This window comes from Streptomyces sp. NBC_01334 (assembly GCF_035983595.1).
GTDB classification, from domain to species: Bacteria; Actinomycetota; Actinomycetes; order Streptomycetales; family Streptomycetaceae; genus Streptomyces; species Streptomyces coriariae.
Genome location: NZ_CP130718.1, coordinates 9102305 through 9116906, shown reverse-complemented (window position 1 = coordinate 9116906; position 14602 = coordinate 9102305). Strand labels below are relative to the sequence as shown.

Here is a 14602-nt window from a genome sequence, read left to right as displayed (position 1 = left end):
CCCGACCGGCAGCCGACGAGGGAGACGAAGATGAGCGAGAACGCCAAGGTCTGGCTGGTCACCGGCGCGAGCAGCGGTTTCGGACGGGCCATCGCGCAGGCCGCGGTCGCCGCCGGTGACACGGTGATCGGCACGGCCCGCCGGATCGAGGCGCTGGACGGCCTGGTCGCCGCGCACCCGGACCGCGCGGAGGCGATCAGCATGGACGTCACCGACGGCGAGCGCGTCGACGCGGTGGCCGCCGACGTCCTGGCCCGTTACGGGAGGGTGGACGTGGTGGTGAACAACGCCGGCCGCACCCAGGTCGGTGCGTTCGAGGAGACCACCGACCAGGAGCTGCGCGACCTGTTCGACCTGCACGTGTTCGGCCCGGCGCGGCTGACCCGGGCGCTGCTGCCGCAGATGAGGGAGCGGGGCAGTGGATCGGTCGTGAACATCAGCAGCTTCGGCGGTCAGCTGTCCTTCGCCGGGTTCTCCGCGTACAGCGCGACCAAGGCGGCCTTGGAGCAGCTGTCGGAGGGCCTGGCCGACGAGGTGGCACCGTTCGGCATCAAGGTGCTGATCGTGGAGCCCGGCGCGTTCCGTACCAACCTGTTCGGCAAGGGTGCGGCGTATTTCTCCGAGGAGAACCCGGCGTACGCGGAGAAGGTCGGCGCGACCCGGCAGTTGGTGGAGGGCGGCAACGGCGATCAGCCCGGCGACCCGGCGAAGGCCGCGGCGGCGATCCGGCTGGCTCTGGACGCCGAGAACACCCCGCTCCGCCTCGCCCTGGGCGGTGACGCGGTCGACTTCCTGACCGGGCACCTGGACTCCGTGCGGGCCGAGCTCATCGAGTGGGAGAGGGTCTCCCGGGGGACGGACTTCGACACGGAGTGACGGCGTGATCGGCGGGCCCGCAGGCGCACCGTTCGGTTCGGATTCTTCTTGCCGCGGGGGCATACGATATTGCTCATGACGCAAGAAGCCGGTGAGCTGGAGAGCCTGGTACGCAAACGCATCCGCGCGCTGCGTCTGGCGCAGGGCTGGTCCCTGGAGGAGCTGGCGGCCCGCGCCCAGGTCAGTCAGTCCACACTCAGCCGTATCGAGAACGGCAGGCGCCGCCTGGCCCTGGACCAGCTCGTGACGCTCGCCCGCGCCCTGGAGACCTCCCTCGACCAACTGGTCGAGACCGCCACGGACGACGTCGTCTCCAACCCGATCGTCGACGCGGCCCACGGGATGCGCTGGCTCGTCAAGGCGGAGCCCGGCGTGACCGTCGTGCGTCAGCGCATGACGGACCCGCCGCCCGACAACCCCTCGCGCATGCGCGCCCACCCGGGCCGCGAATGGCTGGTCGTCCTCTCGGGCACCGCGATCCTGCTGCTGGGCAACCGGCGCTTCCGGATCGAGACCCACCAGGCGGCGGAGTTCCCCACGATGCTCCCGCACGCCATCGGCGCCGAGGGCGGACCGTGCGAGCTCCTGGGCATCTTCGACCGCGACGCCCGCCGCGGCCACCAGCGCGGCGAGGGGGCCGCAAAGGCGAACCGCCCGTCACCGTGACCGCCTTTTGCGTGTCACGCAATCCAGCGGGCCATCGTCTTGCGCATTCCGCAACGGGAGCCGGCTCCCGCCCTCGGCCCGCTTAGCGTGAGCGCATGAACCCCCCCTCCCCGCACACGACGCACCCCGCCGCGCACCGGCCTCACGAGCAGGAGCACGTGCACGAACACGAACACGAGCACGAGCACGAGGCAGGCGACCAGTCGGAGATCCTCGACCTGGACGCGGAAGTGCTCGCCGAGCACATCGCGTCCCTCACCGCCTGGCTGCCCGTCGGGACCAGCCCCGCCCGCATCGTGGACCTGGGCTGCGGGACCGGAGCGGGCACCCTTGCCCTGCTCGAGCGCTTTCCCGAGGCCGAGGTGACGGCCGTCGACGTCTCGGACGCCCACCTGGACCGCCTGCGGGAGAAGACCGTCGCGGCCGGAGCGGCCGACCGCGTGCGCATCGTGCGGGCCGACCTCGACGCGCCGGCATGGCCCGAACTCGGCAGGCCGGAGCTGGTCTGGGCATCGGCCTCCCTGCACCACATGGCCGACCCCGGCCGCGCCCTGCGCCAGGTCCACGACCTGATGGCACCGGGCGGACTGTTCGCCGTCGTCGAGCTGGCGGGCTTCCCCCGGTTCCTGCCCGAGAGCGCCCCGGAGGACGCTCCCGGTCTCGAGGAGCGCTGCCATGCCGCGCTCGACCACCATCACGCCGAGCGGCTCCCCCATCGCGGCGCCGACTGGGGACCCGAGCTGGCGAAGGCCGGTTTCACCGTCGAAGGCGAACGCACCCTCACCGTCGACATAGGCCCGACCCACACCGACGCGGTCGGCCGCTACGCCCTCAGCGGTCTGCGCCGCATGCGGGCCGGCATCGCATCCGCCTTGACGGCCGAGGACCTGACCGCTTTCGACCGGTTGCTCGACACCGACAGCCCGCACGGCATCCTGCGCCGCACCGACCTGGGCGTGCGCACCGAACGCACGGTGTGGGCCGCACGCCGTGCCTGACGGCCCGTGGGTGGCTCACTTCACGGGTAGTTCACCAGGTTGGCCACGTTCGAGCTGGAGTTGGACGGTCCGCCCCGGTCGTTGATGACGTGCCGGATGGTTCCGGTGCCGCCCAGCGAGACCGTCACCATGTTCTGGAAGCGCACGTTCGGGTTGGCCGGCACCTCGAAGGCGTGCTCGGCGGTGACGCTCGGGTTGACATTGAAGTAGCAGTAGCTGCCGAGCCCGTAGGCCTGGTGGCCGGTGACCGAGTTCGCGACCTTGTAGGCGGCGTAACCCTGGGTGGTGCCGTTCATCCAGGCGGCCTGGTTGGGCGGGTCGTAGGGCATCTCGTTCTGGTAGAAGTACGTCCGGCCGCCGTTGCCGTTCCAGAGGGTCTGGTGCTTCTGGTAGTGCTCGACGAACAGGCCGTACATGGTGACGTCGTCGCCGTTGACGACGAGTCCGGTGTCCGCCGTGTTGGTGGTCCAGCCCACCCCGCTGCCGTGGTCGGCGCGCCAGATCCACATGTGGTCGCCGATGACGTCGTCGCTGTTGACGACGAGGCTGGTGGTCGCCTTGCCCACGGCGGCCCCGCCGACCCGGAAGTAGACGTCGTGCAGGGAGGTGGGGTTCGCCGTGTGGTCGGCGGCGGCGCCCGCCGGGCCGATCTCCATGAGCGTCTGCGAGTTGGTGGTGCCGGCGTCGAAGAGGACGCCGGCGACCTTCACCCCGTCGACGTCGGCGACGGTCATGGCGGTGACGCCGTTGTCCGGGACGAACGTGGCGAGGCCGAGACCGAGCACGACGGTGTCGGGGCGGGTCACCCGCAGGGTCTGGTTCAGGTGGTAGACGCCGGGGGTGACCAGCAGGTTCTTGCCCTCGGCGAGAGCGGTGTTGATCTGTGCGGCGGTCGCGCCCGGCTTGACGACGAAGAACTGGTCGATGCCGAGCGAGCTGCCGGCGGCGGTCCCGTTCGCCCAGGTGGTGGCCGAGGAGTTGGCCCGCACCGACGGCACGAATACCCGGTAGGCGCCTGCGCTGTCGACGTACAGGAAGGGCTTCTCCCGGACCGTGGGGGTCTGGTTGACCGTGGTGTAGGGAGGGTTGGGGAAGCTGTTGCCCGGGACGCCCTGGCTGCCGACGAAGACCATGTTCCAGTTGGAGCCGGTCCAGCTGCCGAGTTGGGAGTTACGGGTCAGCCACTGCTGCTGGGTGCCGGACCGCACCTGGCCGTCGATCTTGCTGTCGGCCATGAACCCGCCACTGGACCAGCCGCCGTCGCTCAGCTCCAGGTTGCCGCGGACATGCATACGGCGATAGCCGGACGCCTGGGAGACCGCCCACCGGTCGGTACCGCCGGTCGGGTTGACCGAGAGGTTCTCCGCGCCGCGCCAGAAGTTCTGGGTGGCGTTCTGCGGCGGGAACCAGTCGGCCTCCACATGCACGGCGCCGTTGATCGTGACCGAGTCGGGCGACTGACCGAGCCCCAGGACCTGGGTGTAGAAGCCGACGTTGACGTCGTTGCTGTACGTGCCGGGCTTGAACATGACCGCGTAGCGCTGGGAGCCGAACTGGTTCGTCTCCTGCTGCTGGAAGATCGAGTTCAGCCGGCTCTGGATCGTGGACGACGGCATCGACGGGTCGAAGACGACGACGTTGGGGCCGAGGTCGACGTCCCCCGGGGCGGTGCTCACCGGCGCGACCTGGAAGCGCTGGGCGGCCGTGCCGTTGCAGGTGTACTGCACCAGTTGGACGCTGTCGGCCGTCGAGGCGGACGGGACGTCGAGGCACTTGCCGCTGTTGCGGTTGACGAAGTGGTAGGCGCCGCCGCCCTCGTCGACGGCCTGCCACTGCTGGTTGGCGCCGCCGCCGTACGCCCACAGGTGCACGGCCGCGTTGTCGGCGGTGGACACGTCGCTCACGTCCACGACCTGCTGGGCGTCGTTGCGGTTGCCGATCCGCACGAAGCCGTCGCCGGTCGCGGTGAAACTCCACTGCTGGGCGGTGCTGTTGTTGCAGGCGTACTGCTGCACGGCGGTGCCGTTCACGGTCGCGGCCGCCCGGGCGTCCAGGCATTTGCCGCTGCCGGAGTTCACCACCGTGGACCAGCCGGTGGGCAGGGCGGTGGCCGCGTCGGTCGCGGCCCGGGAGGGCTGGACGCCGGTGAAGAGCGAGACCGCCGTGGCGGCTGCCACGGAGGCCGCGGCCCAGGGGCCGGCGAGGGATGGTCGGGGGATGCGGAACACGTCTTCTCCTGTGCCGTCGGGACGGCGTGAGTGGGGATCGGGGAAGGCAGGGCCAGGTCGGCGGGGTGCGCGGGCGGGTCAGCCGGCGTACTGCGCGAAGACCCGGGTGAAGTCCCAGGGCTGCTGGGCGATGCCCGAGCAGGTGTCGGCGCCGCCGCCGGTGCAGGGCCGGTCGCGGTTGACCGACCAGAAGGTCAGCCGGGCCAGGTGGCGCTGCTGGGCGTACGCCAGGATGGTGCGGAAGTCGGCGACGGTCACCGTCTCGCTGTTGTCGGTGATGCCGTTCATCGAGGAGATGCCGGTGCGCCGGTAGGCCTGGTCGTCCGAGTAGCCGTAAGCGTTCTTCACCGCGGTCTTGAGTCCCTCGGCGGCCCGGACGGTGAGCTGGCCCATGTTCTGGCCCGCGCCGCCGAAGTTGAACGGCATGACCGTCCAGCTGTCCACGGTGAGTCCGGAGGCGGCGGCCCTGCCGATCAGGCTGCTGTCGGGGCCGTTCTGTCCGGTGCCGAAGGTGATGTACACCTTGATGCCCGGGTTGTTGGCCTTGACGGTCTTCAACGCGTCGACGGTGCGCTGCTGCACGGTCGGGCTGTCGTACGCCGCCGCCTCGATGTCGATGTCGATCGCCTTGAGCCCGTAGGCGTTGATGACCTTCTGGTACGCGGCGGCCAGTTCGCCCGCGCTGCCGCAGGAGCTCTCCAGCTTGTTGCCGCTCCAGCCGCCGAAGGAGGGGATCACGTCACCGCCGGCTCCCCGGACGGTGGTGACGGTCTGCTGGTCGACTCCCCCGGTCAGCGGGCGGCTTCCGTCCCACTGCGGGTTGCAGTAGCCGTTGCTGAGGACGAAGGCGAGCGTGAACCACTTGACGCCGGTCGCGTTCATCACGGTGGTGGGGCTGGGCGGGCTGCCCCACCCGTTGTAGAGGTACGGCGCGACGGCCATGGCTCCGGGTCCGGGCGCCGGCTCGCCGCCGGGCGCCGTCCATTTCTGGTTGGCGGATCCGGTGCAGGTCCAGATCTGGAGCCGGGTGCCGTTGGCGGAGCTGTTGCCGGTCGCGTCCAGGCACTTGTTCGCCTGCGGGTTGACGATGTCGCGGGCGGCGGTGACGGTCCACTGCTGGGCCGCGCTGCCGTTGCAGTCCCACAGCTGGGTCCGGGTTCCGTCGGCGGTGCCGCCCGAGGTCACGTCCAGGCACTTGCCGAGCGCGCGGATCGTGCCGTCGGCGCCCACCGACCACTGCTGGGCGGCGGTGCCGTTGCAGTCGTACAGCTGCACGGCCGTGCCGTTTTCCGTGGCGGCACCCGCGATGTCGACGCACTTGCCGCCGATCCCGGTGATCTGTCCGGCGGCGGCCGCCGCGGCACCGCTCGCCGGTGTGCCGTTCAGGCCGGTGAGCAGGGCGGCCACGGCCGCCGCGCCCAGCGCGCCGCGTACGGCGCGGCGATGCGGGATCCTCCTGGTCATCGGGTCACCGTCCACTTCTGCTGAGAGGCACCGGTACAGGTCCAGATCTGGAGCCGGGTGCCGTTGGCGGAGCTGCCGCCCGTGGCGTCCAGGCACTTGTTCGCCTGCGGGTTGACGATGTCCCGGGCGGCGGGGACGGCCCACTGCTGGGCCGCGGAGCCGTTGCAGTCCCAGAGCTGGACGGGGGTGCCGTCCGCGGTGCCGCCCGAGGCGACGTCCAGGCACTTGCCGAGCGCGCGGATCGTGCCGTCGGCGCCCACCGACCACTGCTGGGCGGCGGTGCCGTTGCAGTCGTACAGCTGCACGGCCGTGCCGTTGGCGCTGTTGGCCCCGGCCACGTCCACGCACTTGCCGGCGAGGCCCGTGATGGGGCCGCTGCCGCCGGGCTGGGCGGTGTCGGTGCTCACCCGGACGTAGTCGACCAGGAGTTGCTGGGGGAAGACCGTGCTGCCGTCGGGGTCTCCGGGCCAGTAACCGCCGACCGCGAGATTGAGGATCAGGAAGAAGGGCTTGTCGAAGACCCACTGCCGCCCGCCGAGGTCGGCCGGGGTGCGCCGCTGGTAGACGGTGCCGTCGACGGACCAGGTGATCGCGTTCGGACTCCAGTCGACGGCGAAGGTGTGATAGGCGTCGGCGAACGCCTGTCCGCCGGGCAGGGTGTACCCGGCGCCGATGCCACCGGAGCCGGAGTATCCCGGGCCGTGCAGGGTGCCGTGGACGGTGGCCGGCTCGAAGCCGACGTTCTCCATGACGTCGATCTCGCCCGAGGCGGGCCAGCCGACCTGGCCGATGTCGTTGCCCAGCATCCAGAACGCGGGCCACATGCCCTGCCCACGCGGGACCTTCATCCGGGCCTCGACCCGGCCGTACGTCGTGGTGAACCGGCCGGCCGTGTTCAGCCGGGCGGAGGTGTACTCACACCGCCCGTACCAGCACTGGTAGTTGCCCGGGTTCTCCCGGCGGGCGGTGATCACCAGATGGCCCTGGCCGTCCAGAGCGGCGTTGCGGTTGCCCGCGGTGTAGTACTGCCGCTCGTGGTTGTTGACGTTGTCCCCGGTCTCGGTCTGCCATCGGGCGCCGTCCACGGCAGAACCGGCGGGCCCGTCGAACTCCTCGGAGAACGTGACGGCGGCCGCCCGGGGTGCCGCGACAGCGCGTGCGGAGGAGTCCTCCGCGGACGGGGACACGCCCAGCGCCGGTCCGGTGGACAGCGACGCGAAGGCGAGGAGCGAGGCCAGCGACAACAGCAGGCGCCGGGGCAGGCGCGGAGAGGCCATGGCTCTCCCTTCCTGACACATGACGGACGGTCACGACATGGTCATGACATCCGTGGGCGCGGCCGGGCGGCTCACCGCTGACCGCGCCGAATGGGTGGGGGGTGCGAACCGGCCCTGACATGGGCTTAGTTCACTACGTGATTTAAGAAGTGAGTAATGACCCTGTCAAGAGTTTGGTCTGGACCAGATTCGCGAGACCGGGATTCGGGAGACCCGGATCCCGGAGGCCCGGATTCAGGAGAGGGGCCTCCGGAGCGGGAGCCGGCTGTCACGGAGGGGGTGGTCCGCCGCCCTGCGGTCGCGGGAGGGCAGGATGGAACCATGAGCGTAGTCAAGATCAACGTACTGACCGTCCCGGCGGAACAGCGGGAGACCCTCGAGAAGCGGTTCGCCGCGCGAGCCCACGCCGTCGAGAACTCGGACGGCTTCGAGTGGTTCGAGCTGCTCCGCCCGGTCGAGGGCACCGACACCTACCTCGTCTACACGCGCTGGCGTGACGAGGCGTCTTTCCAGGCCTGGCTCGAGGGCCCGATGAAGGCCGCCCACCGGGGCGACACGGAGGGGGAACGGCCCAAGCCCGCGGCATCGGGCTCCACCCTCTGGTCCTTCGAGGTGGTGCAACAGGCGGCGCCGAAGGGCGAGTAGCCGCTCCCGTGGCGGGTGGCCGCCGTGCCGTCCACCCGCCGCCCGCCGCCGGCCGTCACCGGCGATGGACGGCCGTCCCGGTCGGCGTCGGGTCGTGCCGATCCGTCGCGACCTTCCGGGTTCCTCAGGACGTCAGGCCGCTAGGCGTCAGTGCGTGCTCGGGGAAGGTGACGCCGGTCAGCTCCTCGGACACGGTCCACAGCCGCAGGGCGGCGGCCGGATCGCCGGCCGCCGGGGAGCGGCCGACCAGGGTCGGGGCGCCGCGCATCTCGAAGGGGCCGTCGGGGCCGACATAGCTCGCGCCGGGCAGGTCCCGGACCGCGGCGTACAGGGTGGGCAGCGCACCGGCCCGGCTGTCCTGGGCGACGAGCCGGTTGCCCAGCCGCATGAAGAGGCGCCGCAGGTAGCTGGCGTCGTGCCCCTGGAGGTTGGTGGCGGCCCAGCCGGGGTGTGCGGCCAGGGCGCGTACGGGCGAACCCGCCGCGCCGAGCCGCCGCTGGAGTTCCAGGGTGAAGAGCAGGTTGGCGAGCTTGGACTGGCTGTAGGCCGCCATCGGGGTGTACTCGCCGGTCAGGTCGAGGTTGTCGAAGCGGATGCGGGGGCTGCCCGGCATCTTGTGCGCGCCGGACGACAGGACGACCACGCGGTCGGTGATGTGCGGCAGCAGCAGGTTGGTCAGGGCGAAGTGGCCCAGGTGGTTGGTGCCGAACTGCGTCTCGAAGCCGTCCTCGGTGCGGCCCTCGGGGACGTTCATGACGCCGGCGTTGTTGATGAGCAGGTCCAGGTCGCCGCGCCAGCCTGCGGCGAACTCGCGTACGGAGGAGAGGTCGGCCAGGTCGAGCCGGCGCACCTCCACGCTGCCCGGCACGGCCGCGGCCGCCGCCTCGCCGCGTCGGGGGTCCCGTACCGCCAGGACCACATGGGCCCCCGCGCGGGCCAGTGCCTCGACGGTGGCGAGGCCGAGCCCGCTGTTGGCGCCGGTCACCACGGCGGTGCGGCCGGTCTGGTCGGGGATGTCGGTGGTGTTCCAGGGCTGGGTGGTCTTCATGTCCTTTGCCATGGATCCAATGTAGGCGGTGCTCACAATGTTGGCAACGATAACAATGTGGGCGCTGCTCACGCCGGGCTAGGCTGAGGGCATGAGAAGCCGCCCCTACCACCACGGAGACCTCGCTGCGGAGCTGCTCGCACGCGCCGAGCAGACCTTGCGCGAGAGGGGATCGGGAGCGCTGTCCCTCCGGGAACTGGCCCGTGACATCGGGGTGAGCCCCGCCGCGCCGAGCCGCCACTTCAAGACCAAGCAGGCACTGCTGGACGCGTTGGCGCTGACCGGCTTCGAGCGGCTGGCCGCCGTCGTCTCGGCCGCCCAGGAAGACGTCGGCGAGTCGTTCGCCGAACGGCTGGACGCCGCGGCCCGCGCCTATGTCGGTTTCGCCGTGACCAACGCCGCGCTGCTCGACCTGATGTTCTCGGCCAAGCACAGCCCGGAGGCGTCGGAGGCACTGGGCGCGACGGCCCACCTGTGGTCCGACCAGCTGCTCGAACTGATCCGCGACGGGCAGCGCCGGGGCGAGGTGCGGCAGGGCGAGCTGGAGCGCGTCGCCCTGCCGATCTTCGCGACGCTGCACGGGTATGCCGGGCTCACCGTGAGCGGGCTGCTGCCACCGGAGGTCACCGGGCCCGGCCTGGACGACGTGATCGCGTCCGCCCTGCGCGGCTGCGAGCCGGAGTAGATGGCCACAAGCCCCGGGCCATGACGGCCCTCAGACGACCGGCTCGCCGATGCCCAGGAGGTTTCCCTCACTGTCTCGGAACCAGGCCGCGCGTTCCCCCCGTGCTCCCTTGCTCGGGTAGTTCCCGTCGATCTCGGCGATGCCGTCCTTGGTTCCGAACCCGGGCGCGTCGACCTCCTCGAACACCACGCCTCGGCGCTTGAGCTCCGCCACGACCGCGTCGAGGTCGTCGACCTGCCACCCCATCTGGGTGAAGGTGCCGGGCGAGGCTCCCGTCGATGTGAACAGGGCGAACTCCGTCCCTCCGCATCGGTACAACAGCCCGCCGGGCCGTTCGTCGACGGGCTCCAGCCCGAGCCGCTCGGCGTAGAAGCGCCGCGCCCGGTCCAGGTCCTGGGTGGGAAGCCTGGTCGCCACGCGTCCCCGGGCCAGAATGTTCCTGTCGTCCGTGTTCATGCCTCCACTGTCACGCAGACCCGCGCCGGACGGAGGGCGGCTGCGGCCTCATGACGGCCGTCCGCCGAACTGCCAGTCGTGGACTTCGACGTCGGCATACCGGTCCGGGGCCAGGACGGCGCGCGCCGAGTCCGCATCCGGGGCTCTGAGCAGCACCGCGGTACCCACCCGGGTCGCCCCGTCGTCGGACAGCAGCGGACCGTACGCGATCAGCTCGTCGCGCTCGGGCGGCACGACGAGGCCGTCGTCCGTGACCGGGCCGAGGCCGAGCACCAGATACCGGTTGCCGCCGCTCCGGCCACCGGGGAAGTCCCACATGGTGCGCCCCAGCGTGTTGCGCCACCGGCGCAGCAGCACGTCCCGGTAGACACCGGCCTGGTAGTTGGGCTCGTCGAAGACGAACGCGCGGGCGGCGGCGGCATCCGGGAGGTCGACGATGTGCACGCTGCCGGTGGGCGTGTCGCCGTCGGCGGCGAAGGTCGGCCCCCGGGCGATCATCTGCGCCGCGTACCGGTCCATGTAGGACCAGTGCTTCTCGAGCAGTTCGTCGCGCAGGGCGGCGGAGGCGGGCCGGTCACGGTGGTAGCAGAAGAACTCCATACCGGCAGACCCTTCCCCTGTCCGCCCGGTATCTCAACCGGCTTTCGGCGGGGACGAGCGCGGGCACGGGCTTCCGCGGGACCGGCGACGCGACAGTCACCCGGTCCCGGTGGGCCCGCGCCCGCTCCCAACCGCCGGACGGCTACTCGCCGCAGAACTCCGCCTCGATGATCTCCGCGGGGTCACCGGCCCAGTCGCCGTTGACGTTGGCGGCGAGCGAGTGCTTGCCGTTCGCCGTGGTGAACGCCACGGAACCTTCCATACCTCGTACTTGTCCTTGGCCTGTAGCGCGACTCCCGGTGCGCCCTCGTCGACGACGGCGTCCATCGCCCGCCGGGTCGCCTCGTGGCGGCCGGCTGCCGGCCTCGGGTCCGCGGACGCGGGTACGGCGGTGAGGGCCACGGCCGTCACCGCCACCGCCGCGGTCGCTCCGACGAACCCCTTGCGCAGATATCCCCTGTGCACTGACATGTGTCGCCCCCGTTGGGCCGGTGGTTCGGTCAGGGGGAGGGACCTGATGCGTAGGCGCGGGGTTGCCGGGCTTCGGAGGGTTGAGCCGCTTTCCGCCGTTCCGACCGGGCCGCCCCGCGCCCGCTCGCGGTGGCTCGGCCCGCCCGCGGTGCCACTCTCTCACCCGCGCGAAGTCGGCCGGTCGCCCCGAGTGGTCGGACCGGCGTCATGGACCGGGGATCCGTGCGGCAACTTGGCTTCAGTCCCGCTGACTTGACGCGCCATCATATAGTTGCGACGGCACGCGGCGCTCCCCCTGCTCCCCGCCGCGCGGCCGACCCCCACTGGAAAGGCACGACCCTGCGGAACCAACCGCGCAGCGGCGCCGACGACGTCTTTGCCTCCTCGCCCCGTCGGTCGGTGTTCTCCCCCGCCGCAGACGTCATCGGCTCGGAACTCGATCTGCTGATGACCGGCAGCCATGTCGTGCACGCGCTGACCCCCGGATTCTGCGACGCGGCCTCCGTCCACCTGCTGGAGCGGTGGCGCGTCGAGGAGAACGCGCACGTCGGCGTGGACGCGCCCAGGATCGAGGCGCGCCGGATGGCACTGCGTGTCGGGACGGGCGCGCGGGAGGACTGGGAGGGCGTGCTGCCGGTCGGCGAGGTCATCACCTTCCCCCGGGACACGCCGTACGCCCGCGCGCTCGCCACCGGGCACGCGCAGGTGCTCGACGCGGTGGACCCGCACACGTCCGAGCGGCTCATCGCCTCCGGGGACGGCGAGGCCCGCGTCTGCGACCTCCTGGGCGTGGCGGCCTTCCTCGTGGTGCCGCTGCGGCTGCGGGACCTGGCGATCGGCTTCGTCACCTGCACCAGGGGGCCGGGACGTGCGCCGTTCGGCCCGGCGGACGTGGCCGCCGTGGAGGCACTGGCCGCGCGGGCCGCCGTGGCCCTCGACAACGCGCGCCGCTACGAGCGCGAGCGCCGGACCTCCCTGGCGATCCGCAACAGTCTGCCGCCCGGCACGGCGCAGGAGTTCGGCGGCTGCCGCACCGCGCACGGCTGTCTGCCCGCCGGTCAGGGGAACCTCGTCGGCGGCGACTGGTTCGACGTGCTGAAGCGGCCGGGCGACCGGGTCAGTCTGATCGTCGGGGACGCCATGGGGCACGGTCCCGAGTCCGCCGTCGCGATGATCCAGCTGCGCACCGCCGTCCGTACCCTGGCGGCGCTCGACATCCCCGCGGCCGACCTCATAGGACGGCTCGACACCCTCGCCGGCGACTCCCCCGGCGTGTCCTTCGCGACCTGCATATACGCCGAGTGGGATGCCCGGCGGCGCACCTGCACCCTGGTGGGTGCGGGCCACCCTCCCCCGTTGCTGCGCGGCCCGGACGGCCGCACGGCGCCGGTCAGGCTGACCGGGGCGGGTCTGCCCCTCGGGCTCGGGGCGGGCGGTTACGAGGAGACCGTGCTGAGCGTGCCGGATCCGGCCCTGCTGGTGCTCTACAGCGACGGTCTGGTCGAGTCCCGCGACTCCGACATCGACCAGGAGATCACCCGTCTCGCACGCACCGTGGACGCGGCCGCAGCCGTCGAACCCGTGGACGGCGACGGGCAGGACACGCTGCCGTCCCTGTGCCGTCGGCTCCTGCACGCCCCTTCCGGCACGGCCGGAGCCGACGACCGCACCCTGCTGCTGGCCGAACTGACCCCGGCCGGGTGCTGAGTCGCCGGGCCCGGCCGGCGCGTGCCGGGTTCCCGGGGCCGCTCAGGTTGTCATGGTCGCCCAGACCGCGTTGCCGCCCGTGAGCCTCGACCGGTCGACTCCCCAGGTCTCGGCGAGCTGCTCCACGAGGAAGAGACCGCGCCCGCCCTCGTCGTCCGGTCCGGGCTCGCAGCGGGGCAGGCCCCGTCCCGTACGGTCGTGATCGTGCACCTCCAGGCGCAGCCGCCCGTCCGTGACGAGTCCTACACCGCACAGGAACCGGGTGCCGAGCGTGTGCCGTACGGCGTTGGTGGCCAGCTCGGACACGAGCAGGACGGTGTCCGCGCACAGCTCGCCCGGCAGCCGCCAGGCGGCCAGCCGCGCGTTCATGGCCCTGCGGGCCACCGAGACGCTGGAGCGGTGTGCCGGGAGTTCGATCCAGTGCGTCCGGTCGGGGCTCCAGGTGTCCAAGGGCCGGGGTGAGGACGTCGTGTGGGGGGACACGGTGGTCGCCTTCCGTGGGGGGCGGCAGCAGCCAGGCGGGGAACGGTGAGCAAGGGGCCTACGGGGAAGGGGTGTTCCGTACGGGCCCGGTACCGCGAACGCGCGAGCGGTCCAACTCCGGTGAGGGGTGGGCAGAGTTGGCGGGGGAACGCTCGAGTTCGGCAGCACGCTTCACACAAGTAACTATGCTCGCAACGAAGTTCAAGCTGCAACCGACTGCCTGATAATTTCAGCGGGTCGGTATCTCGCCGACGGCCGCGTGGCACTGCGGCAGTCGACCGATCCCGCCGGGCCCGCGCTGATCTACACACCCGAGGAGATCGCCGCGTTCGTCGCGGGCGTCAAACGGGGTCTCGCCGACCATCTCGCGGCCGGCTGAACCCGAGCACCACGGGCAGGACCCGGCCGCCCCTCCTTCCCCGGCCCCGGCCCTGCCCGCTACCCCCCCCCACGCACACCACCGACAGGCCGGCCACGCAAAATGACCAGTTCGAACGCCCCACGGGACATCGACATCGGCAGGCCGCACTCCGCCCGGATGTACGACTACTACCTCGAGGCGGATGTCAACGACGCCGACGCGCTGCTGAGCGCGCCCGCGCTCGCCGAGGTGCTGGATCTGGACCGGCCCGTGGCCCTGTCGCTCAACGCCCTCATGCACCTCGTCACCGACGCCCAGGACCCGTACGGCATCGTCGGCCGCCTGCCGGCCGCGCTGCCCTCGGGCAGCGCGCTGGCCCTGAGTCACTGCACGCCCGACTTCGACCCGGCCACCTGGCGGAAGGTCACCGACATCTACACGGGCGCCGGCACACCGGTCCGGTTCCGCTCCCGCGACGACGTGGCCCGCTTCTTCGACGGGCTGGACCTCCTCGGCCCCGGCGTCACGGTCGGGCACCGCTGGGGCGCCCGGACACCACCGTCGAGGCCACGGACGCCGAGGTCAGCCTCTGGACGGGAGTGGGCATCAAGCCGACGGCACCGGTCGGGCCCGGTGC

General features: G+C 71.7%; 14 protein-coding genes and 1 pseudogene. 8 read left to right on the top strand and 7 right to left on the bottom strand.

From position 1 onward, the window contains the following. Nucleotides 1–30: 30 nt before the first annotated feature. The 3 genes from OG736_RS40555 to OG736_RS40545 all read left to right on the top strand — a co-directional run bounded on the left by OG736_RS40555 (nucleotide 31) and on the right by OG736_RS40545 (nucleotide 2540). Entirely contained in the window at nucleotides 31–876 is an 846-nt protein-coding gene (locus OG736_RS40555) for an oxidoreductase (protein WP_327186894.1), read from the top strand. A 75-nt stretch (nucleotides 877–951) separates the two neighbouring features. Further along, the gene (locus OG736_RS40550) at nucleotides 952–1542 is read left to right on the top strand and encodes a helix-turn-helix domain-containing protein (RefSeq protein WP_327186893.1); all 591 of its coding nucleotides are present in this window, start codon (nucleotides 952–954) and stop codon (nucleotides 1540–1542) included. Nucleotides 1543–1637: 95 nt separating this feature from the next. Beyond that, on the top strand, nucleotides 1638–2540 hold the full coding sequence (locus OG736_RS40545; protein ID WP_327186892.1) for a class I SAM-dependent methyltransferase: 903 nt from the start codon (nucleotides 1638–1640) through the stop codon (nucleotides 2538–2540). A 20-nt stretch (nucleotides 2541–2560) separates the two neighbouring features. Here OG736_RS40545 and OG736_RS40540 read toward each other — a convergent pair whose 3' ends face one another. The 3 genes from OG736_RS40540 to OG736_RS40530 form a co-directional block, all read right to left on the bottom strand. Then, the gene (locus tag OG736_RS40540; protein ID WP_327186891.1) at nucleotides 2561–4768 is read right to left on the bottom strand and encodes a pectate lyase-like domain-containing protein; all 2208 of its coding nucleotides are present in this window, start codon (nucleotides 4766–4768) and stop codon (nucleotides 2561–2563) included. 78 nt (nucleotides 4769–4846) lie between these two features. Next, nucleotides 4847–6232 (bottom strand): ricin-type beta-trefoil lectin domain protein, encoded by a 1386-nt coding sequence (locus OG736_RS40535; RefSeq protein WP_327186890.1) that lies wholly within the window; start codon nucleotides 6230–6232, stop codon nucleotides 4847–4849. Next, nucleotides 6229–7509 carry a ricin-type beta-trefoil lectin domain protein gene (locus OG736_RS40530; RefSeq protein ID WP_327186889.1) on the bottom strand — a complete coding sequence of 427 codons (1281 nt, stop codon included), beginning with the start codon at nucleotides 7507–7509 and terminating at the stop codon, nucleotides 6229–6231. Before OG736_RS40530 ends, OG736_RS40535 begins: the two co-directional genes overlap by 4 nt. Before the next feature lie 321 nt (nucleotides 7510–7830). On the opposite strand from OG736_RS40530, the gene OG736_RS40525 reads away from it, so the two are divergent. After that, the gene (locus OG736_RS40525; protein ID WP_057606645.1) at nucleotides 7831–8154 is read left to right on the top strand and encodes an antibiotic biosynthesis monooxygenase family protein; all 324 of its coding nucleotides are present in this window, start codon (nucleotides 7831–7833) and stop codon (nucleotides 8152–8154) included. Nucleotides 8155–8278: 124 nt separating this feature from the next. Here the strand turns inward: OG736_RS40525 and OG736_RS40520 are convergent, their stop codons facing one another. Beyond that, nucleotides 8279–9214: an oxidoreductase gene (locus OG736_RS40520; protein ID WP_327186888.1), complete on the bottom strand. Its 936-nt coding sequence runs from the start codon at nucleotides 9212–9214 to the stop codon at nucleotides 8279–8281. 79 nt (nucleotides 9215–9293) lie between these two features. Between OG736_RS40520 and OG736_RS40515 the strand changes: the two genes are divergently transcribed. Beyond that, nucleotides 9294–9887 (top strand): TetR/AcrR family transcriptional regulator, encoded by a 594-nt coding sequence (locus OG736_RS40515; protein WP_327186887.1) that lies wholly within the window; start codon nucleotides 9294–9296, stop codon nucleotides 9885–9887. A 30-nt stretch (nucleotides 9888–9917) separates the two neighbouring features. On the opposite strand, the gene OG736_RS40510 is transcribed toward OG736_RS40515, so the two are convergent. Beyond that, nucleotides 9918–10343: a VOC family protein gene (locus OG736_RS40510; protein WP_327186886.1), complete on the bottom strand. Its 426-nt coding sequence runs from the start codon at nucleotides 10341–10343 to the stop codon at nucleotides 9918–9920. A gap of 48 nt (nucleotides 10344–10391) precedes the next feature. Then, entirely contained in the window at nucleotides 10392–10943 is a 552-nt protein-coding gene (locus tag OG736_RS40505) for a YciI family protein (RefSeq protein WP_327186885.1), read from the bottom strand. An 870-nt stretch (nucleotides 10944–11813) separates the two neighbouring features. On the opposite strand from OG736_RS40505, the gene OG736_RS40500 reads away from it, so the two are divergent. Next, complete coding sequence (locus OG736_RS40500) at nucleotides 11814–13121, top strand: PP2C family protein-serine/threonine phosphatase (RefSeq protein WP_327186884.1); 1308 nt, start codon at nucleotides 11814–11816, stop codon at nucleotides 13119–13121. Nucleotides 13122–13163: 42 nt separating this feature from the next. Here the strand turns inward: OG736_RS40500 and OG736_RS40495 are convergent, their stop codons facing one another. Further along, entirely contained in the window at nucleotides 13164–13604 is a 441-nt protein-coding gene (locus OG736_RS40495; protein ID WP_327186883.1) for an ATP-binding protein, read from the bottom strand. 220 nt (nucleotides 13605–13824) lie between these two features. Between OG736_RS40495 and OG736_RS40490 the strand changes: the two genes are divergently transcribed. Then, a complete protein-coding gene (locus OG736_RS40490; RefSeq protein ID WP_327187845.1) occupies nucleotides 13825–13983 on the top strand; it encodes a DUF397 domain-containing protein in 159 nt (52 codons plus the stop codon). Between the two features lie 171 nt (nucleotides 13984–14154). Further along, nucleotides 14155–14579 (top strand): annotated as a pseudogene (locus tag OG736_RS40485) (SAM-dependent methyltransferase); the annotation flags it as partial. Nucleotides 14580–14602 lie beyond the last annotated feature (23 nt).